Raw genomic sequence first — 21,586 nt, forward strand, 5'->3', positions numbered from 1 at the left:
TGCACTTATTTCCATAAGTCAACAGGTGTTTTCCCAAAAGTTCATGTTGCCGACCATCAAAGACGCTTATTAGCCAAAAGATCACTAGACTCAAGACTGTGACCGACATCCAAGTTCTTGTGGTTGATAACGAACCACTCATGCGCCAAGCCCTCAAGATCATCCTTGAAGCCGCCCCGGGGTTCCAGTGGCTTGGAGAAGCGACAAACGGCATTGAAGCAGTCGACTTCTGCGCGGGCAACAATCCGGATGTAATCCTCATGGACATGCAAATGCCCCGCATGGACGGCGTTGAAGCAACCAGCATCATCACCACAAACTACCCGGGCATTGGCGTACTTGCCATCACCGCTTTTTCCTCGGAGGAATACCTGGTCCCGGCTCTTCGCGCGGGAGCCGCTGGTTACTTGGTCAAGGACGCCGAGCCCACGGAAATCCTCGCGGCCATCCAGGCAGTACAAGACGGAAGCGCAGCCATCTCGGCGTCCGTCTCGCAGGACCTTATTCGCGCGATCCGGGATGCCCACGATGTGCGGCCGAGCAGCTCCATCGGGCCGAACCCCATGGCTTTGTCCGAGCGGGAGCAGGAAGTCCTCCAACTACTTGCACGGGGCAGAAACAATCCGGAGATGGCCGCCGAATTGCACATTTCCGAAGCAACGGTGAAAGCCCACCTGAGTCGAGTCATGGCAAAATTCGGCGTCCGCGACAGGGTCCAGGCCCTGATTCGGGCCGCCCAATACGGACTGGTCGAGCTTCATATGGACTAACCAGTAGACGAATGCCTCTGAGGGTGCTCCGAATGTCTCACCACCAAGGCCTTGTCCGGCTCCGAATCCAACGCCTACCCCATGCGCACGAGGGCTTACTTTCATCGGGAGAACCTTGTAGTTTCTTGCTAAGGTGAACTTCAATTCACAGATTCTCAAAGTTTGGCAAATTTGGTGGTGATTACCACCTTTCTTGTTGGTCGCACCCTGCTATCGCTTAGGCTCGGAAAATGACAACCGAACAGACAAAGACGAGTACATCGCCCCGTGTACACCGGTGGGTCTTCTGGCCCGCGGCCATCATCACCATTGTTTTTGCCACGTTCGCCATGACCATGCCCGATACGGCAGAGTCATTCTTCTCATCCATCCAGACGAAGATCATCGGATACTTCAACTGGTACTACGTCCTGATTGCAACGGGCTTTGTGGTGTTCAGCCTCTGGCTGGGATTCGGGAAATTCGGTGAGATCAAGCTCGGCAAGGACGAAGACGAACCGGAGTTCTCCCTGGGTTCCTGGTTCTCGCTGCTCTTTGCCGCCGGGATGGGCATCGGCCTGGTTTTCTACGGCGTCTCCGAGCCACTGAGCCACTTCGCTTCACCCAAGCCCGGCGCTTCGGGTTCCCCGGCCGAGCTGGCCCAACAAGCCCAGGCCCAAACGTTCCTGCACTGGGGAGTCCACGCGTGGTCGATCTACGTTGTCATCGGGCTGGCCCTGGCCTATGCGATCCACCGGCGCGGCCGACCCATTTCGATCCGCTGGACCCTTGAACCCTTGTTGGGGCGCAAGGTCCATGGCGGCCTCGGAAACCTCATTGACGTCATCGCCCTGGTCGGCACCATCTTCGGCGTGGCGACCTCACTGGGCTTGGGCGTCCTGCAGATCAGTGCGGGCCTGGAAAGTGCCGGCCTGTTCAAGGCAACCCAGTTCATCGACATCGTCATCATTGCCGCCGTCACCTGCTTGGTGCTCTTGTCCGTGCTGTCGGGTGTTGGCAAGGGGATGAAGTGGCTCTCGAACACCAACCTGATCCTGGCCGGGGTGTTCGTCGCCTTCTTGCTGATAGTTGGCCCCACACAATTCCTTCTGCGCAACTTCGTGCAGTCGATCGGCAACTACCTGCAGAACTTCCTTGCCATGTCGTTCAACGTCAGCGCCTTCACCGGTGCCGAAGGCGAAGCCTGGCAGGGCATGTGGACCACGTTCTACTGGGGTTGGTGGATTTCCTGGGCCCCGTTCGTGGGCATCTTCATCGCCCGGATTTCCCGCGGCCGCACGGTGCGCCAGTTTGTTGGCGGGGTCATTCTGGTCCCGACGGTTGTCACCATGTTGTGGTTCGCCGTCCTGGGCGGAACCGCCATCTACGGCCAGCTGCAGGGCACCGGAAACCTCGTGGGCGCGGACGGCTCGATCAACACCGCCGGCGCCTTGTTCGCCATGCTGGACAACTTGCCGGCCGGTGCCGTGCTGACGGTGGGGGCCATCATCATGATTGTCATCTTCTTCGTCACCTCGGCAGACTCTGGCGCATTGGTCATGGGCATGATCGCCACCGGCGGAGACGTGGAACCAAAGAACTGGATCCGCATTTTCTTCACGCTGGCCACTTCCCTGCTGGCGGCTTCGCTGCTCCTTTCCGGAGGCCTCGAAGCGCTCAAGACCGCAGCCATCGTCATTGCCCTGCCCTTCAGCATTGTCCTGATCATGATCTGCTGGGCGACATACCGGGCATTCTCGCGTGAAGTCAAGGTCTATGAGAAGGCCCGACGGATGGCGTTCGTGGACCACATCGGTGACTTCTACGGGTTGGAAGTTGAAGGCCCGAACCGGAATTCGCAGCTGCTCAATCTCCAGAACCTGACGGCAAGGCTTCGCCGGGCCGTTCCCCAGGGTCGTCGCGCCGACGGCTCGGTGCCTGATGTCCCGGTTGGCTCGGCGGCTGTCCCCGGCGCAGATGCGTCCGAGACCGGCGGCGGACATCCCGGAGCGCAGCCCTAGGTCCACCGGCTGGCACGCACGACGCACAGCAATGTGGGGTGGTGGTTTCCCGTCCTTGGACGGGAAACCACCACCCCACATGCGTTACAAGCGCTTTCCGGTCGTTGCCCGACTCCGGCATCAGCCCGATTCGTCGGTGTCCTTCTGCTGTGCCGGCCCGAACACCGTGGCCACGGGGCCCTGCGGGGTTGTCCGTGCGCCGAGCTCCGGGTGGTGGAGGTCAAGGGCGGGGCGTTCGGAACGGATGCGCGGGATCGAGGTGAAGTTGTGGCGCGGCGGCGGGCAGGAGGTTGCCCATTCCAGCGATCCGCCGAAACCCCACGGATCGTCCACGACCACTTTCTTGCCGTGCCGGTGCGTGGTCCACACGTTCCAGAAGAACGGGATCATCGAGGCACCCAGGATGAAGGAGAACACCGACGAGAACTGGTTCATCGTGGTGAACCCGTCTTCGGGAAGGTAGTCCGCGTAGCGACGCGGCATCCCCATGACGCCCAGCCAGTGCTGGATCAGGAAGGTGCCGTGGAAGCCCACGAACAGCATCCAGAAGTGGATCTTGCCCAGTCGCTCGTTGAGCATCTTGCCGGTCCACTTCGCCCACCAGAAGTAGAATCCGGCGAACATGGCGAACACGACGGTGCCGAAGACCACGTAGTGGAAGTGCGCCACCACGAAGTAGGTGTCTGTCACGTGGAAGTTCAAGCCCGGTGCCGATAGGACGATGCCGGTCAGTCCGCCGAAGAGGAAGGTGACCAGGAACCCGATGCTCCAGAGCATCGGGGTCTCGAAGGTGACCGATCCCCGCCAAAGGGTGCCGATCCAGTTGAAGAACTTCACGCCGGTGGGCACCGCAATCAGCATCGTCATGAAGGCGAAAAACGGCAGCATGACCTGTCCGGTGGCGTACATGTGGTGGGCCCAGACGGAAATCGAGAGCGCCGCGATGGAGATGGTCGCGAAGATCAGGCCCTTGTAGCCGAAGATCGGCTTGCGGGAGAACACCGGGAAGATCTCGGTGACAATGCCGAAGAACGGCAGCGCAATGATGTAGACCTCGGGGTGACCGAAGAACCAGAACAGGTGCTGCCACAGCATCGGGCCGCCCGCTTCAGGATCATACACATGCGCACCGAACCGCCTGTCCGCACCCAGGGCGAACAGCGCGGCCGCCAGCGGCGGGAAGGCCATCAGGATCATGATGGCGGTGATCAGCGTGTTCCACGTGAAAATGGGCATGCGCCACATGGTCATGCCCGGGGCACGCAGGCAGATGATCGTGGTGATGAAGTTGACCGCGCCCAGGATCGTGCCGAAGCCCGACAGCGCCAGGCCGAAGACCCAGAGATCCCCGCCGATGCCGGGGCTGAAGGTGGTGTTCGACAACGGCGCATACCCGGTCCAGCCGAACGCCGCCGCGCCCTGCGGGGTCAGGAAGCCCGAGATCGCGATGGTTGATCCAAAGAGGAAGAACCAGAAGGCCAGCGCATTGAGCCTGGGGAACGCGACGTCCGGTGCCCCGATCTGCAGCGGCATCATGACGTTGGCGAAACCGGCAAAGAGGGGCGTTGCGAACATCAGCAGCATCAGCGTGCCGTGCATGGTGAACAGCTGGTTGTACTGCTCCTTGGTCTGCACGATCTGCAGGCCGGGGTCGAACAATTCAGCCCTCATCAGCATCGCCATCACGCCGGCCAAGCAGAAGAAGGTGAATGAGGCGATCAGGTACATGTACCCGATCCTCTTGTGGTCGGTGGTCGTGAGCCAGCCGACAATCATCCGCCCCTTGCTCAGCGGGACTGCCCTGGGTTGGTCGCGGGTCAGTTCATCCGTTGCGTATTCATAGGTTGCCATTTTTCATCTCACGGTTTCCCCAAACGACATGGCAGCCGCCCGTTTTTCCCCGGCAGGGCAACCGACCCACGAAGTTTCTGTGCTCGAAATGTGTGGTTCTTCCCCAGCATGCTCTTCTTTGCGTCAAGTTGCTAGGGTTGGCCACCGAAGGGCACCGGCACCACCTGCCACGTCCGGGGCAGGACTCAGCCGCCGAGCCGAAGCCTAGTCGCGCGATACCCCAGGCCGACGGTGAACATGACCAGGCCGCCGATGACGGCGGAGACCGGAAGCGAAGCGACCAGCACCGCGCAGCCGGCGGCCCCGGCAACACCCAGCCAGACGGGCCCCAACCGCTCGTTCTTCGGCTGCCTCGCGGCCGAGATATTGGTGATCAGGTAATAGACCAGGACCCCGAACGACGAGAAGCCGATGGCCGTGCCCAGGTCGAAGAATGCGATGAGCACCAGGATCGCGGCACCGACGACGAGCTCGGCCCTCAGAGGTGTGGCGAACCGCGGATGCACGGCCGAGAGTGCCCGGGGCAGGTCGTTCTCCCGGGCCATGGCCATGGCGGTGCGTCCGATCCCCGCAACCAGGGCCAGCAACGCACCCAGGGAGGCCAGCGCAGCCGCAACCTGGACCAGCGGAAGCGCCCAGGAGTCCCCCACCGCGGTCGCCAGCGGCTTGGGGCTTTGGGCAATGCCGGCCGTCCCCAGGACATCGATCAGCACCAGTGCCACCGCGGCATAGAGGACCACCACGATGCCAAGCCCGATCCCGATGGCCCGCGGAATGCTCCTGGACGGGTTCCGCACTTCCTCCCCCAGGGTTGCGATGCGCGCATAACCCGCAAATGCGAAGAACAACAGCCCCGCTCCCTGCAAGACGCCAAAGACCCCGTGGTTGGTCCCGGCAACGTATTCCGGCGGAGCATGTCCTCCCGCCAGGATCACGATCAGGACCACGGCCAGGAGCGCCAGGACCGCGGTGACGATGATCCTTGCCGCGGCCGCCGTGCGGGTAACGCCCAGGCAGTTGACGCCCACGAGCACCGCCACAGCCACAGTGGCCACCGGTTTCACCCAGGGTCCGGGGACCGTGTAGGTGGCAAAGGTCAGCGCCATGGCCGCCGCGGATGCAGTCTTGCCCACCACGAACCCCCACCCGGCAATGAAACCGGGCCACGGCCCCAGCACCTCCCGCCCATAGGCGTAGGTGCCGCCGGAGGTCGGGTAGCGTGCCGCGAGCTGTGCGCTGGAACGAGCATTGGCATAGGCAATCGCGGAGGCCAGCACCAGCGAGACCAAGAGCGCGGAGCCGGCCGCGGAGGCCGCGGGTGTGAACGCCGAAAAGAGGCCCGCCCCGATCATCGCACCCAGCCCGATCATGACCGCGTCAAAGGTGCCCAACCGTCGTTGAAGACCTGGTACCACTTTTTCCCCATCCTGAGTTCGCATCCACAAGACTTACTACACGAAAGTTAACACCAGGTGGTGCCCAAACACGGGGCCCGACGCCCCCGGCCCGGCCGGTTGGCCTAGGATCAAAACACATCGTCGGATACGGGCAAGCAGCGGGGGGCCTCCATGGCACAGGGATATTTTGCCGTGATCGACACGGAAACCACGGGATTGTTCCCGGGAAACCACGACCGCATTGCGGAAATTGCCGTCATCACCCTCGACCGCTCCGGCACCGTGCTGGATCGGTGGGAAACGCTGGTCAATCCCGAACGGGACCTGGGCAGGCAATCCATCCACGGGATCCGTGCCAAGGACATCCTCGAGGCACCGCGCTTCGTCGACATCGCCCAGGAGCTTGACTGGCGGCTGTCCGGAACCATCGTCGTCGCGCACAACCTCGGCTTCGACGCCCGCTTCCTCGGCGCCGAATTCCAGCGTGCGGGGCTGGCCCTGCCGGACTTCTACCTGCCCCGCGGCCTGTGCACCATGCAGATGGCCCACGAATACCTGCCCGGTGCCGGGCGTTCCCTGCAGGACTGCTGCGATTCGTTCAGCATCGAGTTGCGCCATGCGCACAGCGCCGGGGACGACGCCGAGGCCACCGCGGTGCTCCTGTCCCGGTATATGGAGCTTGACCCGGACCTGGGCGACTGGGACTACCTGTTGGAGCAGGCCGCGGCCACCAGCTGGCACCTCGCCACTCCTCCCGCGCTGTTTGCCCCCGCGCACCGCTCCACGGAGGGAGCCAGGGAAACCCACTTCGTGGACCGGATCGTGGTTCGCCTGCCCGAAATCACCGGGCCAGCCGAGCACCAGGAATACCTGGCGTTGCTCGACCGCGCGTTGCTTGACCGGTACCTCTCGGCCCACGAGCAATCCGCCTTGGTTGCGATGGCCGACGAGCTCGAAATCAGCAGGACCACCGTCATCGAACTGCACGGCCAGTATTTCGCCTCGCTCGCCGACACCGCTTGGGCCGACGGCGTCCTCACCCGCGATGAGCTGCACGACCTGGCAACCATCGCCCAGCTGCTTGGCATCCCTTCCGCGCAGCTCGAGGCCGCCTCGCTGGCCAGGCCTGCCGCCCCGTCATGGGCCCCCTTGCCACAGCGGACGGCAACCTCGTTCCTGGAGCCCGGGGATCTCGTCGTGCTCACCGGGGACATGACCCGGCCCAGGAGCGCCATCGAGGCCGAACTGGAATCCGCCGGGTTCAAGTCGCACCCGGCGGTGACGAAAAAGGTGAAGCTGTTGGTGGCCGCCGACCCGGACAGCCTCTCGGGCAAGGCCCGCAAGGCCAGGTCATACGGCATCCCGGTCGTTGGCGAGGATTACCTGTGGGACCAGGTCCTTCATCCGGCCGGGCACTGAGTCGGCCGAGAAAACCATCGTTCGCTGTACTAACGGCTCCGGCTCGCTAGTATGCTCAAATCGACAGCGGCCTTGCCGTCCCCATGGGGCATTGCCACGAAGCCCGACACGTGTGGAATGAAGATGTCTCACAAGGACCCGAAAACAGCCAAGAATGCCGAACCGGCGCCACGAGAATCTCGCGGGCCCGCCATCGTCAGCATCGGTGAATATCGCATACGGCGCGAGATTCCAAGGGTGCTCCCGGCGTTCGAAGCCTGGTGCCGCGAGAAGAATTTTGATGTCCGCGGTGACGAGCTCAAGGCACGAATCACCGCCTTCCTCGGACACTACGCACGCCTCAACAGGGACAGCGACATCACCTTCCTGGACGTCCAGGCCTTCGCGGCAACACTGGATGAGTTGATGTTCTTCGGGAAAACCAACGACTTCCTGGACATGACCCACGTCTTTGGCGCCTACCTCGAGTTCTTGCACACCACCGGCACCTGGGGCGGAACCCACGAGCAATTCGTGCAGCTCGACACCTACTTCAGGTGCTTCAGCTTTCCCGACTTCGAGCCGTCCTACTCCCCGATCCCCGAGCTCCAGGCCGCCATCATCACCGTCCCCCAGCTCTCCGGGGACGAGGTCGCCGAAGCCATCGGGAAGCTGCCGGTGGCCAGGCGGGTTCAATCGTTCCTGCAATGGCTTGGACCAAGGCGCGAGATCACCGGCTTGAAGGTGCTCAACAAGAAGCACGTCCAAGAGGCCGCCGCCGCCCTGGACGTCTATGCCGTGCCCGTCTCCGGCGCCCTGCCGGTCGGAGGGCAACCCACGAGCGGTCCGGTCTTGTTCAAGAGCGCGGCAGGCGTCGGCCGGCTTGAACTCTATTGGGACGCGCTGGTCGGTGCCGGATTGATCGAGCTCAGTGCCAGCCGTGCCTACCCGAGCCGCGAGGCAACCGGCTTCCTCAAGGATCCCGCTTCGAACCTTGTCGAGGTTGTTCGCACCGTCGCCCGGAACATGTACGGGGCGTTCTCCCGGGAGGTCAGCGATCGTTACCAGGAGATGGAGGTGGGGTACCTGACCCGGTATTTCCTATTGGAAGCTGCGGTTGAACCGATCAACGTCGAGGTGCTCAAGCACCCGGTCCGTGGCCTTCCCGATCTTGATCCGCGGGGAGAGCCCGACATCATTGCGATTGCCTGGCGACGGCTGGAACGACTGCGCGACGAGGGGCTGGTCGAGATTGGTTCAGGCCTTTCCATCCCGCCGGCCTTGCTGAAGCCCCTGGTCCTTGAACTCGCGAAACCCTCCGAGGTTGCGGTTCGTTTCCAGGACCCTGCCGACGAGGCCCCGGCTTTCGGCGACTACCCGCCGGCCTGAGTCCGGCGAACCGCTGCAGGGCTAGGGCCGGATTCCCAGGTGGTTTGCCAAGACGTGCTCGGCAATGGCCATGGCCGAGGTTGCCGCCGGCGAGGGCGCGTTGCGCAGCAGCGTGACCGGCCCGACCTGGTCCACGGCAAAGTCATCAAGCAGGGAACCGTCCTTGGACCACGCCTGGGCGCGAACACCCGCCGTGGTCTTGTGCCGCAGGTCCGAGGGCAGCAGTTCCGGGATGAAGGCCTGCGCCGCCTTGAAATACAGCGGCTTGAAGAGCGAGGCGGCGATCTCCTTTCCACCCATTTTCCAGTGGGCCTTGGCCAGCGCGCCGGCCCCGGGCCACCGCAAGGATTCGAAGGTGTCGCGGACCGAGATCCTGCCCCACGAGTACCCCTCCCGGGCCAGTGCCGGTACGGCGTTGGGCCCCACATGCGTTTCGCCATATACCCCGCGGGTGAAATGGACCCCGAGGAACGGGAACGCGGGATCCGGAACCGGGTAGATCATGCCCTTGACCAGGTCGTTGCGCTCGGGGGCCAGGGACCAGTACTCGCCCCGGAACGGCAGGATCCGTGGCGAGTCCGAGGCCCCGACCAGCCTGGCGATGGCATCTGAATGAAGCCCGGCGCAGACCACCAGCCGGTCGAAGACGTGGGTGGTGCCGGAGGTGGATACGCGGCAGCTGCCGGCCGAGGATTCAACGGCCTGGACCTGTTGGTTCAGCAGCACCCTGCCGCCGGCCCGCCGCACCTGGTTGGCCATGGTTTCGGCAATCGCCGCATAGTCGACGACAGCGGTGTGCGGGGAATGCAATGCGGCGACCCCCGCCGCGTGCGGCTCGATCTCGCGCAGCCGCGCCATCGAGACGCGGGCCAGGTCCGGGACCGCGTTCAGGACGGAGCGCCGCTGAATCTCATCGAGCCGCGGGACCTCTTCGGCATTCAGCGCCACCACGAGCTTCCCGGCCTCGCGGTACGGGAGGGAATGCTCCTGGCAGTATTCACGGGTCATTGCCCGCCCCTTGGCGCAGAGTTCGGCCTTGAGCGAGCCGGGTTGGTAGTACAGCCCGGCGTGCACGACCCCGGAGTTGTGGCCGGTTTGGTGCATGGCCACACGGGATTCCTTCTCCAGCACCGTCACGTCGAAATCCCCCGTGCGGGACAGCGCCTGGGCGATGGCCAGGCCCACGATCCCGGCGCCAACGATCCCGATGCGTTCGGCCATGGTTTCCCGCTCTCCCCCGCGCAAATGGTGCCTCCCCCGGTTCTCTGGGTGACCTTCGCATCGTCTCACGACACCGTCGGAATGGATACTGCCGTCGGGGACGCCGAGCAAGCGGCTACCGGGTGAGCGGTGTGCCCAACGTTTCCCCGTTGACGCTGCGCACCTTCCAGGGTCCCTCGCCATTGTCCAGCAGCGAAACCGAGCCATTGAGAATGCTGTCGAATTGGACGCCGGCGAGCGCGGACAGCGTGTAGCGGATGATGGTTCCGTGGCACACCACCGCGACGTTCCTGCCCGGGAAATCCGCGGCGACCTTCCCGATCGCCGCCCTTCCGCGGGCGACCACGGAGTCCAGGGCCTCGATGCCGCCGCCGGCTTTGTTGGGCCAGAGCTTTTCCCATTCCTCGTCCGTCATGCCCTCGGCCTGGCCGTAGTTGCGCTCGATGAGTTCTTCGTAGCTGCGGCCCAGTTCGATGCCCAGGCCGGCGGCGATGATTTCGGCGGTTTCACGCGCGCGGGAGAGCGGGGAGCTGACGATCGCGTCCCAGGTGCCTGCGCCAAGCATCGCCACGGCGTCACGGGCCTGCTGGCGTCCGACGTCGTTGAGCGGGATGTCGCTGGAGCCCTGCAGGCGGCCTTCGGCGTTCCAGTTGGTCTGTCCATGGCGAATGAATCCGAGTTTCATGGTTCCATTCTCCCGGTTCCTGCTCTCCACCGCCCACCTTGTGACGCCGAAGGGCAGCGGCCCTTCGACGCGGCGCGGGGCATGCGCATGGGATGCGGACCCCCTTCCACGGAGCCCGCTTCCATGCGATCCTCTAATGGGTGAGAGGTGGGACGCATGAGGCCGCAACGGTTGGAGGCCGCACTGGCTGCATTCGAGGATCCTGCGGCCAAGGCCCGCTCGCTGGTGCCCCTGCACCGGGCTTGGGCCAGCACCGAGACCATCCCCGCACCGGTGCGTCCCGTGGTGGCCCGCTCCTGGCAGCGGCAGTCGCTGAAGAACCCGGCCATCCGGCCGCTGGGCACCGGGGACATTGCCGACCGACAGGAACGCGCGGCGGTGCTTTCGGGCCTGGTGCCGATGCTCGAGGAGCGCCTGCTGCAATTGGCCGCGGACGCCGGCAACGAGCTGGTCATCAGCGACGACGAGGGCTACGTCCTGTGGGTTGCCGGGCCCTCCCCCATCCGCCGACGCAGCGAAGGCATCGGGTTCGTGGCCGGGGCGCGCTGGCGGGAAACCGATGTCGGCACCAACGGGCTGGGCGCCGCCATGGCCGAACGCGCCCCGGTGCAGATCTTCGGCCCCGAGCACGCCCGCGAGGAGCAACACACCTGGGTGTGCACCAGCGCCCCGATCATCGAGGAACGCACCGGCCAGGTGCTCGGGGCCATCACGCTCTCCGGGTCCTACCGCACCGCGCACCCGCACACCCTGGCGCTGGTCAGCGCCACGGCGCGGGAGGCCGCCGGGCTGCTGGCCGCGCGGCACGATCGCGAACTGCACCTGCTGGCGGGCTCGGTTGCCGCCCCGCCCGGCCGGCACGTGCTGGTCGATGCGCAGGGCTGGGTGGCGCATTCGGCGGGCTTCGGGGTGGGCAACCGCCTGCGACTGCCCGGAAGCCTGTGCGCCGGCGGGGCCTGGCTGCCCGAACTCGGGGCGGTCGTGGCCGAGGAAGTCCCCGGGGGCTGGCTGCTGCACGGCGGAAACCGCGAGTCGAACGCCCGGCTGGAACTGGAGCTGGCCCCCGCACCGGTGGCCGTGCTCGTCCAGGACGGGCAGCGGACCGAGATCCGTCTCAGCGAGCGGCACGGGCAGATCCTGGCGCTGCTGGTGGCGAACCCCGAGGGGCTTGACGCGCACGGGCTCATGGAGCAGTTGCCCGGGACCACCACGACAGTCACGGTGCGCGCCGAGCTGTCGCGGCTGCGGGCCAGGCTCGGCGGGCTGATCGAGTCCCGCCCCTACCGCCTGGGCCTGCCGGCATGCTTCCGCGCCTGAGGGGCCCCCGCGGGCGTTGCAACCTCCTGCAACCCTCGCGGCACTGTGATCCAGCTCATAACATCGTCTCCATCGCAACACGCTTTCGAAGGAGATCGACATGACTGACCTAAATGCCGCCATGGCGGCGGGGCAATGGCTCGGCGAGCTGGAACGGGCACTGCAGGCGGGCAACACCGAGGCGGCGGCGGCGCTCTTTGGCGAGGAATCCTACTGGCGGGACCTTTCCGCGCTGACCTGGAACCTGCACACCTCCGAGGGCAGGGAACAGATCAAGGCCATGCTGGACGGGGTCGGGCCGGGTGCCTGGCCGCGGGACCTCGCCGTGGCCTCCGCCACCGAGGGCGACGGCGTGATCGAGGCCTGGTACACCTTCACCAACAAATCCATCGACGGCAAGGGGCTGCTGCGGCTGCGCGACGGCAAGTGCTGGACGCTGCTCTCCACGGCCCAGGGGCTGCGCGAGTTCCCGGAACCGGCCGGGGCGCTGCGCGAACGCGGTGCCGACCACGGGACCGAAATGTCATCGGAGAACTGGTTGGATCGGCGCACCCGGCGCGAGGCGGAATTCGGAATCACCGAGCAGCCCTATGTGCTGGTCATCGGCGGCGGGCAGGGAGGCATCGGGCTCGGCGCCCGGCTCAAGCGCCTGGGCGTCCCGGCACTGGTCATCGACAAGCACCGTCGCCCGGGCGACCAGTGGCGCTCGCGCTACCACTCGCTGGCCCTGCACGATCCCGTCTGGTACGACCACATGCCCTACATCCCGTTCCCCGACCACTGGCCGGTGTTCACCCCCAAGGACAAGATGGGCGACTGGTTGGAGCACTACACCCGACTCATGGAGCTCGACTACTGGTCCAACACCGAAGCCACCTCCGCCACCCACGACCCCGACACCGGGACCTGGACGGTCCAACTCATCCGCGAGGGGAAGGCACACACGCTTCACCCGGCCCACGTGGTCATCGCCACCGGCATGTCCGGGATCCCCAACATCCCCTCGTTCGCGGGCCGGGATATCTTCGCCGGGGAACAGAACCACTCCTCGACGCACCCTGGCGGGGAGGCATACCGCGGCAAGAACGTGGTGGTGATCGGCGCGAACAATTCCGCCCACGACATCTGCGCCGACCTTGTCCAGAACGGTGCCAAGCCGGTGATGGTGCAGCGCTCCAGCACCCACATCGTGCGCTCCGAGTCCCTGATGAACACCGTGCTGGGGCCGCTGTACTCGGAGGAGGCCCTGGCCAACGGCATCGGGACCGAGACCGCCGATTTGATCTTCGCCTCCATCCCCTACAAGGTGCTGCCCGAGTTCCACCGCCCCGCCTTCGAGAAGATCCGCGCGGACGACGCGGACTTCTACCAGGGGCTCGCCGATGCCGGGTTCGACCTGGACTTCGGCGACGACGACTCGGGATTGTTCCTGAAGTACCTGCGCCGCGGCTCGGGCTACTACATCGACATCGGCGCCTCGAAGCTGGTCGCCGACGGGTCCATCGCGCTGGCGCACGGGGACGTGGCGCAGCTGACCGAGGACTCGGTGGTGCTCGATAACGGCACCGTGCTGCCCGCGGACGCCGTCATCTACGCGACCGGCTACGGGTCCATGAACGGCTGGGCGGCCAGGCTCATCTCCCAGGACGTGGCCGACGCCGTGGGCAAGTGCTGGGGCCTGGGCTCGGACACCACCAAGGACCCCGGTCCGTGGCAGGGCGAGCTGCGGAACATGTGGAAGCCGACCCGGCAGGAGAACCTGTGGTTCCACGGCGGGAACCTGCACCAGTCCCGGCACTATTCCAAGTACCTGGCGCTGCAGCTCAAGGCAAGATTCGAGGGCATCGACACCCCGGTCTACGCACTGGCCGAAACGCACCACACCTCCTGAGCGATCGCCATGGTACCCCGAATTCCGGCGTATTGTCGGGGCTTCGGGGCACAATGGTGGTGTGAGTCCCGCACATCACGATCCGGCCCAGACGCAGCTTCCCCTGGATGACGAAGCGATCGCCGCGATGGCGCCCGCCCACACCGAGGCCGGCGCGGAGCCGGGCTCCGTGCAGCGCGAGCTCGAGGCGCTGCGCATCGACAACCAGCGGCTGCGCAAGCTGCTGGCCCTGGGCGCCTCCGAGGCCCGGGCCGCGGTGCCGGACCAGGGGCAACTTGCGCTGCCGGCGCCCGGACCGGTGACCGCTTCCTCTCCGGAGGACGAGAAGATCCGGTTCTACATGGATTTGTTCCGCACCCGGACCGACGTCTTTGCGCTGCGTTGGGAAAATGCCGCGGAGGGAAAGTCCGGCTGGGTGCCGGCGGTTCCCGGCGGCTGGCGCAAGTGGATGGACCGGGACAACACGAACTACACCCGGCTCACCCCCGCCGAGGTCGAGGCCCACCTGCGCGGGCGACAGCACATCGGGCTCTACCCGCTCACGGAGACCGACAGCTGCGCTTTCGTGGCCGCCGACTTCGACGGCGCGGCAGCGATGCTCGATGCCCTGGCCTACCTCAAGGCCTCCCGCTTCAGGGGCATCCCCGCCGCCCTGGAGGTCTCGCAGTCCGGACGCGGGGCCCACGTGTGGATCTTCTTCACCCACTTTGTCCCCGCCGAGGCCGCACGGGCCCTGGCCAGCTCGCTGCTGCACGAGGCCATGGGCATCCGCGGCTCGATGTCGCTGCGCAGCTACGACCGGCTCTTCCCCTCCCAGGACCGTCACACCGGCAAGGGCATGGGCAACCTGATCGCGGCCCCGCTGGCGGGCAGGCGCCGGAAGCACGGCACCACGCTCTTCCTGGATCCCGCGACCCTGGAACCCTTCGGGGACCAGTGGGCCTACCTCTCGGGCCTGGGCCGGGTGAGCCCCGGCGAGCTGAAAGCATTGCTGCGCGCCCTGCCGGCGCCGGTCACCGGGCGCAAGACCCGCCTGGAGGTCCCGGCCTCCTCCAAGATCTCCCCGCGCCCGGCACCCGTTGTCAACGCGGTCATCGGTGCACGCATCACGCTGCGCTCCACCGACCTGGGCCCGGCCATGATCACCGCGCTGAAGCACGCCGCGGCCCTGCCCAACCCCGACTTCCATGAGCGCCAGCGCCAGCGCCGCTCCACCTGGGGCATCCCGCGCTTCCTGGCCAGCTACGACGAAACCCTCGAGGGCGACCTGATCCTGCCCCGCGGGCTGCTGCCGATGCTCGAAAAGCTGGTGGAAACCGCCGGCAGCCGCCTGGCGCTCACCGATGACCGCGTGGCCGGCCACCCCCAGGACTTCGCGTTCACCGCAGCCCTGCACCCCGAGCAGGCCCGGGCCTTCAAGGCGCTGGCGGCCCGCACCCACGGCGTGCTGGTGGCGGCCCCCGGCAGCGGCAAGACCGTCATGGCCTGCGCCCTGATCGCGGCAAAATCGGTCTCCACGCTGGTGTTGGTGGACCGCAAGACGCTGGCGGACCAGTGGCGCGGGGAAATCCTGAGGTTCCTGGGCGAGAAGTCCGGGCAGATCGGCGGCGGGAAATCCAAGACCACCGGACGGATCGACGTGGCGCTGCTGCCCACACTGGCGCGGCGCAAGAACGTCGCCGAGCTGGCCGCCGGGTACGGGTTCGTGGTCGTCGACGAGTGCCACCACGTCCCTGCCGCCGCGTTCAGCCACGTCATGAACCAGATCCCTGCCCGCTGCTGGCTCGGACTCACCGCCACCCCGTACCGGCGCGACGGGCTGGAGGAACTGATCTTCCACCAGCTGGGCACCTTCACCCACGAGTTCGCCGCACCACGCCACGGGGAATTGCCGCAAAGCGCCGCCGAGCACCCCGCCCCGGCGCTGCAACTACAACTGCACGAGACCGCCTTCGAATACGACGGCGACATCGACCCGAGCTCGCCGGGCGGCATCACGCAAATCCACAAGATCCTCATCGAGGATCCCGCCCGCGTGGCCCAGGTCGCCGGCGACATCATCACGGCTCACGCGCAGGGCAGGCAGGTCCTGGTGCTTTCGACCTGGAAACGGCACCTGCAGCTGATATCCGCGGCGCTGCGCGCCGCGGGGCTGGACCCGGTCGAGCTCACCGGCTCGCTCAAGGCCGGCGCGCGCCGTGCCGCCCTGGAACGGATCGATTCCACCCCGCCCAACGAGCCGTTGCTGGTGCTGGGCACCGGGTCGCTGATCGGTGAGGGCTTCGACTGCCCGCGCCTGGACACGCTCTTTCTGGCGGCTCCGATTTCCTTCCGGGGCAGGCTCCTGCAGTACGCCGGGCGCGTCACCCGCCCGTATCCGGGCAAGGCGAATGCCGTGGTGCACGACTACGTCGATGTCCTGACCCCGGTGATTGCCCGGGCCTACGACAAGCGTTCGCCCGGGTACCGGGAGCTGGGGTTCGATCCCGTGCCGGTCGCTACCCCGCGTCCAGCTCACTGACGGCACCGGTTGCGGTGTCCGCCCGGAAGCTGCGTTTCCAGGTGCGCGCCCCGGCGTGCACGGCGCAGTGCACCGTTGAGTGCCCGCGGGCCACGTCGGCTTCGGTGATGGTGTAGGTGGGGGTGAAATACAGGATCGCTTCCCCGGGCCCCACCGCCGCGGCCGGGAAGGATGCGGCCACGTCCCCGTCGAAGTCTCCCTCCAGTATCGCCTCGACGGTGTGTCCGGACGGGTTCCGGAAGCGTCCGGTGAAGGCCAGGATGTCACCGGCCCGGAACCCGGGTGCGGCGGGCCCGTAGTTCACGTCCTGGGCCTCGCGGGTGCCCAGCACCTGCGCCCCGTCCCCGTAGCCCTGCCCGATTTCCTTCCAGGTGTGCACTCCCCATTGCGCGGGCGCGGTGGAAATGACGTGGGATTCCCCGACACTTTGCCAGGATTCGGGGCGTCCCGGGGTGATCGAGCGCAGCACCAGGCAGAACTCCCCGCCGTCGTCGTCGACGTACGCCTCGGCTGCCGCGTCCAGGGCGGCAGGGTCCAGATGCTCCGCGGCCAGCCGGGCGAAGACGATCTGGCTGTAGCCGTTGTCCTCGTAGAGCACCCCGAGGGCTCCGTCGGGCAGCAGCGCCGCGGTGGAGTAGGCGCTGGATCCGCGGCGGATCGCGGCGACCGGGCGCCAGCCGGCACCCTCGTCGCCAGAGACGCTCAGCACGGTGTTGCGGCGCAGGTCGGTGTCCCGGTTGTTGGTGGCCAGCAACAGCCCCGGGCCCGCTCCCGGTTCCGGGAGCCGGAGGATGCTGCCGTTGTCGCTGGGATCCGGCAGGCTCGGCACCGGCTCCAGCGGCCCGTAGCTGTGCCCGCCGTCGGTGGAAAGGGCCTGCAGCCGGGTGCCGCGGGCGCGGGAATTCAGCAGCACCCTCCCGCCGGTCAGCTCGACGACCTTGTTCTCGTTGGCCTCGCCGGCGGTGGCCTCGCCCAGTGTCCAGGTCTGGCCGTGGTCGTCCGAGTAGGCGGAGGCCGCGCGGATGTTCCCGTGCAACAGGATGACCATTTGCTGCAGCAGGCGCCCGGCCCACGGCCCCTGTTCGAGCTGGATGCCGGCCCCGGCCGCGGCGAAGATCCCGGTGATACCCTCGCGCTTGAGCGCCCCGGTCAGCCGCCGGTGGTTCCAGGACTCCCCGTCGTCATCGGAGAAGGACACATCCACGTGCTGCACCGCGTCTTCGGGTTCCAGGCCTTCGAGAGCCTCGAAGAACCCGGCATGGGTGCCTGCAGCGTGGAAGCAGAAGATCCGCCCGGTGGCCTTGTCCACCAGCAGGCTGGGGTCCCCGAAGCCGTGCAGCCCGGTGCCGGTGCGGATTTCGCGCTGCTCTTCCCAGCTCGCACCGTTGTCGAAGCTGCGGCGCAGCAGCAGGTCGATGGTGTTGGGCAGGTCGTCGAGGTTGGGGCGCCCGTCGTAGGCGGCCAACACCGTTCCGGCGGTGGACACGGCCAGCGCGGGGATCCGGTATTGGCGGTGGCCGCCGGCGCCGCGGGCGGCCAGGACCTGGTGGGCGAAGGGGGAATCGTCATGGGGCATCCCCCATCTCTACCGCCGTCCCGCGGTCCGCAGCAAGTCGGCCCATGGTGCGTTACGGGGCGGGAAATGCGCCGGGGGCGTGGTGCGGACCCTCCCAGGTTCCACACCACGCCCCCCGGTGCCGTTGCGCCGGAGCGCAAGTCAGCGCAGCGGGTTGAAGTGCCGCATCACCGCCGGGGTCGATTCCCCGGTGATCGAGGCGGCAATCATCTTGCCGGTCAGCGGGCCCAGCGCCACGCCCCACATGCCGTGGCCGCCGGCCACATGCACCCGGGAGGAGCGGGTGGCGCCGATCAGCGGCAACCCGTCGGTGGTGCAGGGACGGGATCCGACCCATTCCTCCTGGCGGTCCTCCCAGTTGATGCCGGTGAACATCGGGGAGGCGGCTGCCACGATGGCCTCGATGCGCTTGGGCTCCAGCGGGTGGTCGGCGTCCCGGAACTCCATGGTCCCGGCAATCCGGAACCTGTCCCCCAGCGGGGTGCAGGCCACGCGCTGGGCGGGGAAATAGATCGGGTGGGTCGGCATGACCTCGGGAACCACGGTGAAGGAGTAGCCGCGCCCGGCCTGGACCACGCGCTTGACGCCGAACTTCTTCGCGAGCTTGCCCAGCCAGGCGCCGGTGGCGATGACCACCGCATCGGCGCCCTGGGTGCGTCCGTGCGCGTCGATGACCTCGACGCCATGGGCATGTTCGCGGATGTCGGCGACCTCGAAGTCGGTGACGATCTGCCCGCCGCGGGCGATGACCGAGTCGGCCAGGGAATCCATGAACTTGGGCGGGTTGATGAAACGCTGGTGGTGGATCTGCACCCCTGCCTGCACCCCGGCGCCGAGGGTGGGCTCCATGTCGCGGATTTCCGCGGCGCTCATCAGGTCGAATTCGACCTGTCCGCCGGAGGCACGGATGCCCTCGAGCTCGTGCAGCAGCCCGTCGCGGTCCTTGAGGTTCTTGAAGCCGGTCAGGAACGGCTCGGCGGGCTTGGTGGGCTCGGCAACGCCGGTGCCCAGGGTCGTGGTGCCGCCGCCGTTGCCGGAGGATCCGCCACCGACAGCGACGTGGTCCCGGCCGATCCGGGTGACGGCGTTGGCCTCGGAGATCTCGTCGAACGCGTCCAGCCCGGTGGCGCCGATCTCGCTGAACACGGCCATGGCCTCGCGCCACTTGCCCGGGGTGCAGTGCCGGGCAAAGCCGAGCAGGAAGCGGATCAGCGAGGGCTTGGCCGAGAGCGGGATGTACAGCGGGGAGGCGGGATCGAACATGGTCTTCAGCCCGTAGGTGAGCACCGCGGGTTCGCTCAGCGGGAGTGTGAGGGCGGGGGTCAGCCATCCGGCGTTGCCCCACGAGGACCCGGCGGCGACGCCGTCGCGGTCCACCACGGTGACGTTGACACCGCGTTCCTGGAGGTACCAGGCGGTGGCCAGCCCCACCATGCCCGCACCGATGACAACCACGTTTTCCGGCGTTTGCGTATTGCTCATTGTTCGCTCCAATCATTGTGCGCTCTCGCGTCGCTGCGGCACCTCGTGGTGCGGCGGCGGAAGTAGTTCTCTGGGGGATGCAAGCGGGGGAGGGCCAGGCAGGCGGGCACCGCGGTGCCGCCTGCCTGGCCCTCCCCCGCATCATTGCTGCCTGGGGTTGCCGGGTCCGGGTTTAGACGTAGTCCTTGTACTTTTCCAGGTGGCGGACCGGGGTGGAGAGTGCGTCGCGGCGGAACGGGTCGCCCAGCTCGCGGGTGCACATGACCTCGATGACGGTGGTCTTGCCGTCGATCATCTGGGCGTTCAGGGCTTCCTTGAGGGCAGCGCCGACGTTCTCCAGCTTGTCCACGACAATGCCCTCGGCACCCATGGAACGGGCCATCTCGGCGAAGGACTCGCCGTTGTCCAGCTCGCCGGCGATGAAGCGGCGGTTGTAGAACTCGACCTGGTTCTTCTTCTCGGCGCCCCACTGGCGGTTGCGGAAGACGACCGCGGTGACCGGCAGGTCGTGGCGGACCGCGGTCAGGACCTCGCCCATGCTCATGGCCCAGGCGCCGTCGCCGGCGTAGGCGATGGCCGGGCGGTGCGGGGCCGCGGCCTTGGCGCCGATGATGGTCGGCAGCGCGTAGCCGCAGTTGCCGAAGGACATCGGGGCGAAGAAGCTGCGTGGCTTCTCGAAGCGCAGGTAGCTGTGCGCCACGGAGTTGATGTTGCCGATGTCGGTGGAGATCATGACGTCTTCCGGCATGGCGTTTTCCAGTTCGCGCAGCACCTGGCGCGGGTGCAGCCAGTTGCCTTCCTCGCCCTTGGCCTCCTCAATGACATCCAGGGAGTACTCGTCCTTCTCGTGGGTCCACGCGGAGAGTTCCTGCTCCCAGGCATCCTTTTCGGCCTTGATGTTCGCGGCGCGCTCGGTCTTGGTGGCGTCCGAGGCGAGCTCGGTGCCCTCGAGGCGCTTGACCAATTCGATGGCCACGGCCTTGGCGTCGCCGGTGATGCCCACGGAGATCTTCTTGACCAGTCCGAGCTTGGTGTGGTCCGCATCGATCTGGATGATCTTGGCCTCGGTGGGCCAGTAGGCCTGGCCGTACTGCGGCAGGGTGCCGAACGGGCCAAGCCGGGTGCCCAGGGCGATGACGACGTCGGCCTCGGAGATCAGCTTCATGCCGGCCTTGGACCCCTGGTAACCCAGCGGGCCCGCCCACAGTGGGTGGCTGGCCGGGAAGGAGTCGTTGTGCTGGTAGCTGTTGACCACCGGTGCGCCCAGGCGCTCGGCCAGGGCCTTGGCTTCCTCGACGCCGTCGGCCATGACCACGCCGCCGCCGGAGACGATGACCGGGTTCTTGGCGGTCTTGAGCAGCTCGATGGCCTCGTCGAGGGACTTGGTGCCGCCGGCGCCGCGGTCCACCCGGCGCGGGGCCGGGATCTCGGTGATGGATTCGCCGTAGAAGTAGTCGCGGGGGATGTTCAGCTGGGTCGGGCCGTTTTCGCTCATGGCGCGGTCGAAGCAGCGGGCGGTGAATTCGGCCATGCGGTTCGGGTGGGTCACGTGGCCCTGGTACTTGGTGAATTCCTGGAACATCGGGAGCTGGTTGGCTTCCTGGAAGCCGCCCAGGCCGATGGTGTTGGTTCCGGCTTCCGGGGTGATGATCACGACCGGGCTGTGGGCCCAGTAGGCGGCGGCGATGCCGGTGACGCAGTTGGAGATGCCCGGGCCGTTCTGGCCGATGACCACGCCGTGGCGGCCGGAGGCACGTGCATAGCCGTCCGCCATGTGGGCGGCACCCTGTTCGTGGACGACCGGAACCAGGCGGATGCCGGCCGGGGCGAAGATGTCCATGGCGTCCATGAAGGCAGAGCCCATGATGCCGAAGATATCGGTGACGTCGTTGGACACCAGCGTCTCAACGAAGGCTTCCGACGACGTCATCTTCTGCGCGCCCTTGACGACCTCGCGGGATGTGGCCTTTTCAGTCATTACAAGTCTCCTTCGTGGATCAAGACGTCGCAATCACGCAAAGTCTCAAAAAATGATTCGAACTGCTCCCATAAACGGGATTAATGACAAAGCTATGCGACCCAGCTCAC

The 21,586-nt window shown here is 66.5% G+C and carries 14 protein-coding genes; 7 read left to right on the forward strand and 7 right to left on the reverse strand.

The genetic code is table 11. From position 1 onward, the window contains the following. Window positions 1-98: 98 nt before the first annotated feature. Both DQ353_RS12345 and DQ353_RS12350 read left to right on the forward strand, forming a co-directional pair. Window positions 99-770: a response regulator gene (locus DQ353_RS12345; protein ID WP_113763053.1), complete on the forward strand. Its 672-nt coding sequence runs from the start codon at window positions 99-101 to the stop codon at window positions 768-770. A 230-nt stretch (window positions 771-1,000) separates the two neighbouring features. Further along, window positions 1,001-2,770, forward strand: coding sequence for a BCCT family transporter (locus DQ353_RS12350; protein WP_286166794.1), 1,770 nt, complete (start codon window positions 1,001-1,003; stop codon window positions 2,768-2,770). A gap of 120 nt (window positions 2,771-2,890) precedes the next feature. Here the strand turns inward: DQ353_RS12350 and ctaD are convergent, their stop codons facing one another. Both ctaD and DQ353_RS12360 read right to left on the reverse strand, forming a co-directional pair. Next, window positions 2,891-4,621 (reverse strand): aa3-type cytochrome oxidase subunit I, encoded by a 1,731-nt coding sequence (ctaD, locus tag DQ353_RS12355; protein WP_113763054.1) that lies wholly within the window; start codon window positions 4,619-4,621, stop codon window positions 2,891-2,893. Between the two features lie 185 nt (window positions 4,622-4,806). After that, a complete protein-coding gene (locus DQ353_RS12360) occupies window positions 4,807-6,060 on the reverse strand; it encodes an APC family permease (protein ID WP_113763055.1) in 1,254 nt (417 codons plus the stop codon). A gap of 129 nt (window positions 6,061-6,189) precedes the next feature. On the opposite strand from DQ353_RS12360, the gene DQ353_RS12365 reads away from it, so the two are divergent. After that, window positions 6,190-7,437, forward strand: coding sequence for an exonuclease domain-containing protein (locus DQ353_RS12365; RefSeq protein ID WP_113763056.1), 1,248 nt, complete (start codon window positions 6,190-6,192; stop codon window positions 7,435-7,437). 237 nt (window positions 7,438-7,674) lie between these two features. Then, window positions 7,675-8,805, forward strand: a complete 1,131-nt coding sequence (locus DQ353_RS12370) for a hypothetical protein (RefSeq protein ID WP_113763057.1) — start codon at window positions 7,675-7,677, stop codon at window positions 8,803-8,805. Between the two features lie 21 nt (window positions 8,806-8,826). Here DQ353_RS12370 and lhgD read toward each other — a convergent pair whose 3' ends face one another. Together lhgD and DQ353_RS12380 are read right to left on the reverse strand one after the other, a co-directional pair. After that, window positions 8,827-10,026: an L-2-hydroxyglutarate dehydrogenase gene (lhgD, locus tag DQ353_RS12375; RefSeq protein WP_113763058.1), complete on the reverse strand. Its 1,200-nt coding sequence runs from the start codon at window positions 10,024-10,026 to the stop codon at window positions 8,827-8,829. A gap of 115 nt (window positions 10,027-10,141) precedes the next feature. Next, complete coding sequence (locus tag DQ353_RS12380; RefSeq protein ID WP_113763059.1) at window positions 10,142-10,711, reverse strand: histidine phosphatase family protein; 570 nt, start codon at window positions 10,709-10,711, stop codon at window positions 10,142-10,144. Between the two features lie 156 nt (window positions 10,712-10,867). On the opposite strand from DQ353_RS12380, the gene DQ353_RS12385 reads away from it, so the two are divergent. The 3 genes from DQ353_RS12385 (at window position 10,868) to DQ353_RS12395 (ending at window position 16,440) form a co-directional block, all read left to right on the forward strand. Further along, window positions 10,868-12,028, forward strand: coding sequence for a GAF domain-containing protein (locus DQ353_RS12385; protein WP_286166795.1), 1,161 nt, complete (start codon window positions 10,868-10,870; stop codon window positions 12,026-12,028). Window positions 12,029-12,128: 100 nt separating this feature from the next. After that, window positions 12,129-13,919: an NAD(P)/FAD-dependent oxidoreductase gene (locus DQ353_RS12390; RefSeq protein ID WP_113763061.1), complete on the forward strand. Its 1,791-nt coding sequence runs from the start codon at window positions 12,129-12,131 to the stop codon at window positions 13,917-13,919. 61 nt (window positions 13,920-13,980) lie between these two features. Then, a complete protein-coding gene (locus DQ353_RS12395; protein ID WP_286166796.1) occupies window positions 13,981-16,440 on the forward strand; it encodes a DEAD/DEAH box helicase in 2,460 nt (819 codons plus the stop codon). On the opposite strand, the gene DQ353_RS12400 is transcribed toward DQ353_RS12395, so the two are convergent. From DQ353_RS12400 to xsc, 3 genes are all read right to left on the reverse strand, one after another. Then, window positions 16,418-18,016 (reverse strand): sialidase family protein, encoded by a 1,599-nt coding sequence (locus DQ353_RS12400; protein ID WP_113763063.1) that lies wholly within the window; start codon window positions 18,014-18,016, stop codon window positions 16,418-16,420. The genes DQ353_RS12395 and DQ353_RS12400 overlap by 23 nt on opposite strands. A 141-nt stretch (window positions 18,017-18,157) precedes the next feature. Then, window positions 18,158-19,498 (reverse strand): NAD(P)/FAD-dependent oxidoreductase, encoded by a 1,341-nt coding sequence (locus tag DQ353_RS12405; protein ID WP_113763064.1) that lies wholly within the window; start codon window positions 19,496-19,498, stop codon window positions 18,158-18,160. A gap of 172 nt (window positions 19,499-19,670) precedes the next feature. After that, a complete protein-coding gene (gene xsc / locus DQ353_RS12410) occupies window positions 19,671-21,476 on the reverse strand; it encodes a sulfoacetaldehyde acetyltransferase (protein WP_113763065.1) in 1,806 nt (601 codons plus the stop codon). Window positions 21,477-21,586 lie beyond the last annotated feature (110 nt).

The organism is Arthrobacter sp. AQ5-05 (assembly GCF_003287975.1).
GTDB lineage: Bacteria > Actinomycetota > Actinomycetes > Actinomycetales > Micrococcaceae > Paeniglutamicibacter.

Bases quoted from the DNA above. Each gene is read 5' to 3' on its own strand.
- xsc (WP_113763065.1), bottom strand. From the start codon at position 21,476: ATGACTGAAAAGGCCACATCCCGCGAGGTCGTCAAGGGCGCGCAGAAG.
- DQ353_RS12350 (WP_286166794.1), top strand. From the start codon at position 1,001: ATGACAACCGAACAGACAAAGACGAGTACATCGCCCCGTGTACACCGG.
- DQ353_RS12390 (WP_113763061.1), top strand. From the start codon at position 12,129: ATGACTGACCTAAATGCCGCCATGGCGGCGGGGCAATGGCTCGGCGAG.
- DQ353_RS12400 (WP_113763063.1), bottom strand. From the start codon at position 18,016: ATGCCCCATGACGATTCCCCCTTCGCCCACCAGGTCCTGGCCGCCCGC.
- DQ353_RS12385 (WP_286166795.1), top strand. From the start codon at position 10,868: ATGAGGCCGCAACGGTTGGAGGCCGCACTGGCTGCATTCGAGGATCCT.
- DQ353_RS12360 (WP_113763055.1), bottom strand. From the start codon at position 6,060: ATGCGAACTCAGGATGGGGAAAAAGTGGTACCAGGTCTTCAACGACGG.
- lhgD (WP_113763058.1), bottom strand. From the start codon at position 10,026: ATGGCCGAACGCATCGGGATCGTTGGCGCCGGGATCGTGGGCCTGGCC.
- ctaD (WP_113763054.1), bottom strand. From the start codon at position 4,621: ATGGCAACCTATGAATACGCAACGGATGAACTGACCCGCGACCAACCC.
- DQ353_RS12380 (WP_113763059.1), bottom strand. From the start codon at position 10,711: ATGAAACTCGGATTCATTCGCCATGGACAGACCAACTGGAACGCCGAA.
- DQ353_RS12405 (WP_113763064.1), bottom strand. From the start codon at position 19,498: ATGAGCAATACGCAAACGCCGGAAAACGTGGTTGTCATCGGTGCGGGC.
- DQ353_RS12365 (WP_113763056.1), top strand. From the start codon at position 6,190: ATGGCACAGGGATATTTTGCCGTGATCGACACGGAAACCACGGGATTG.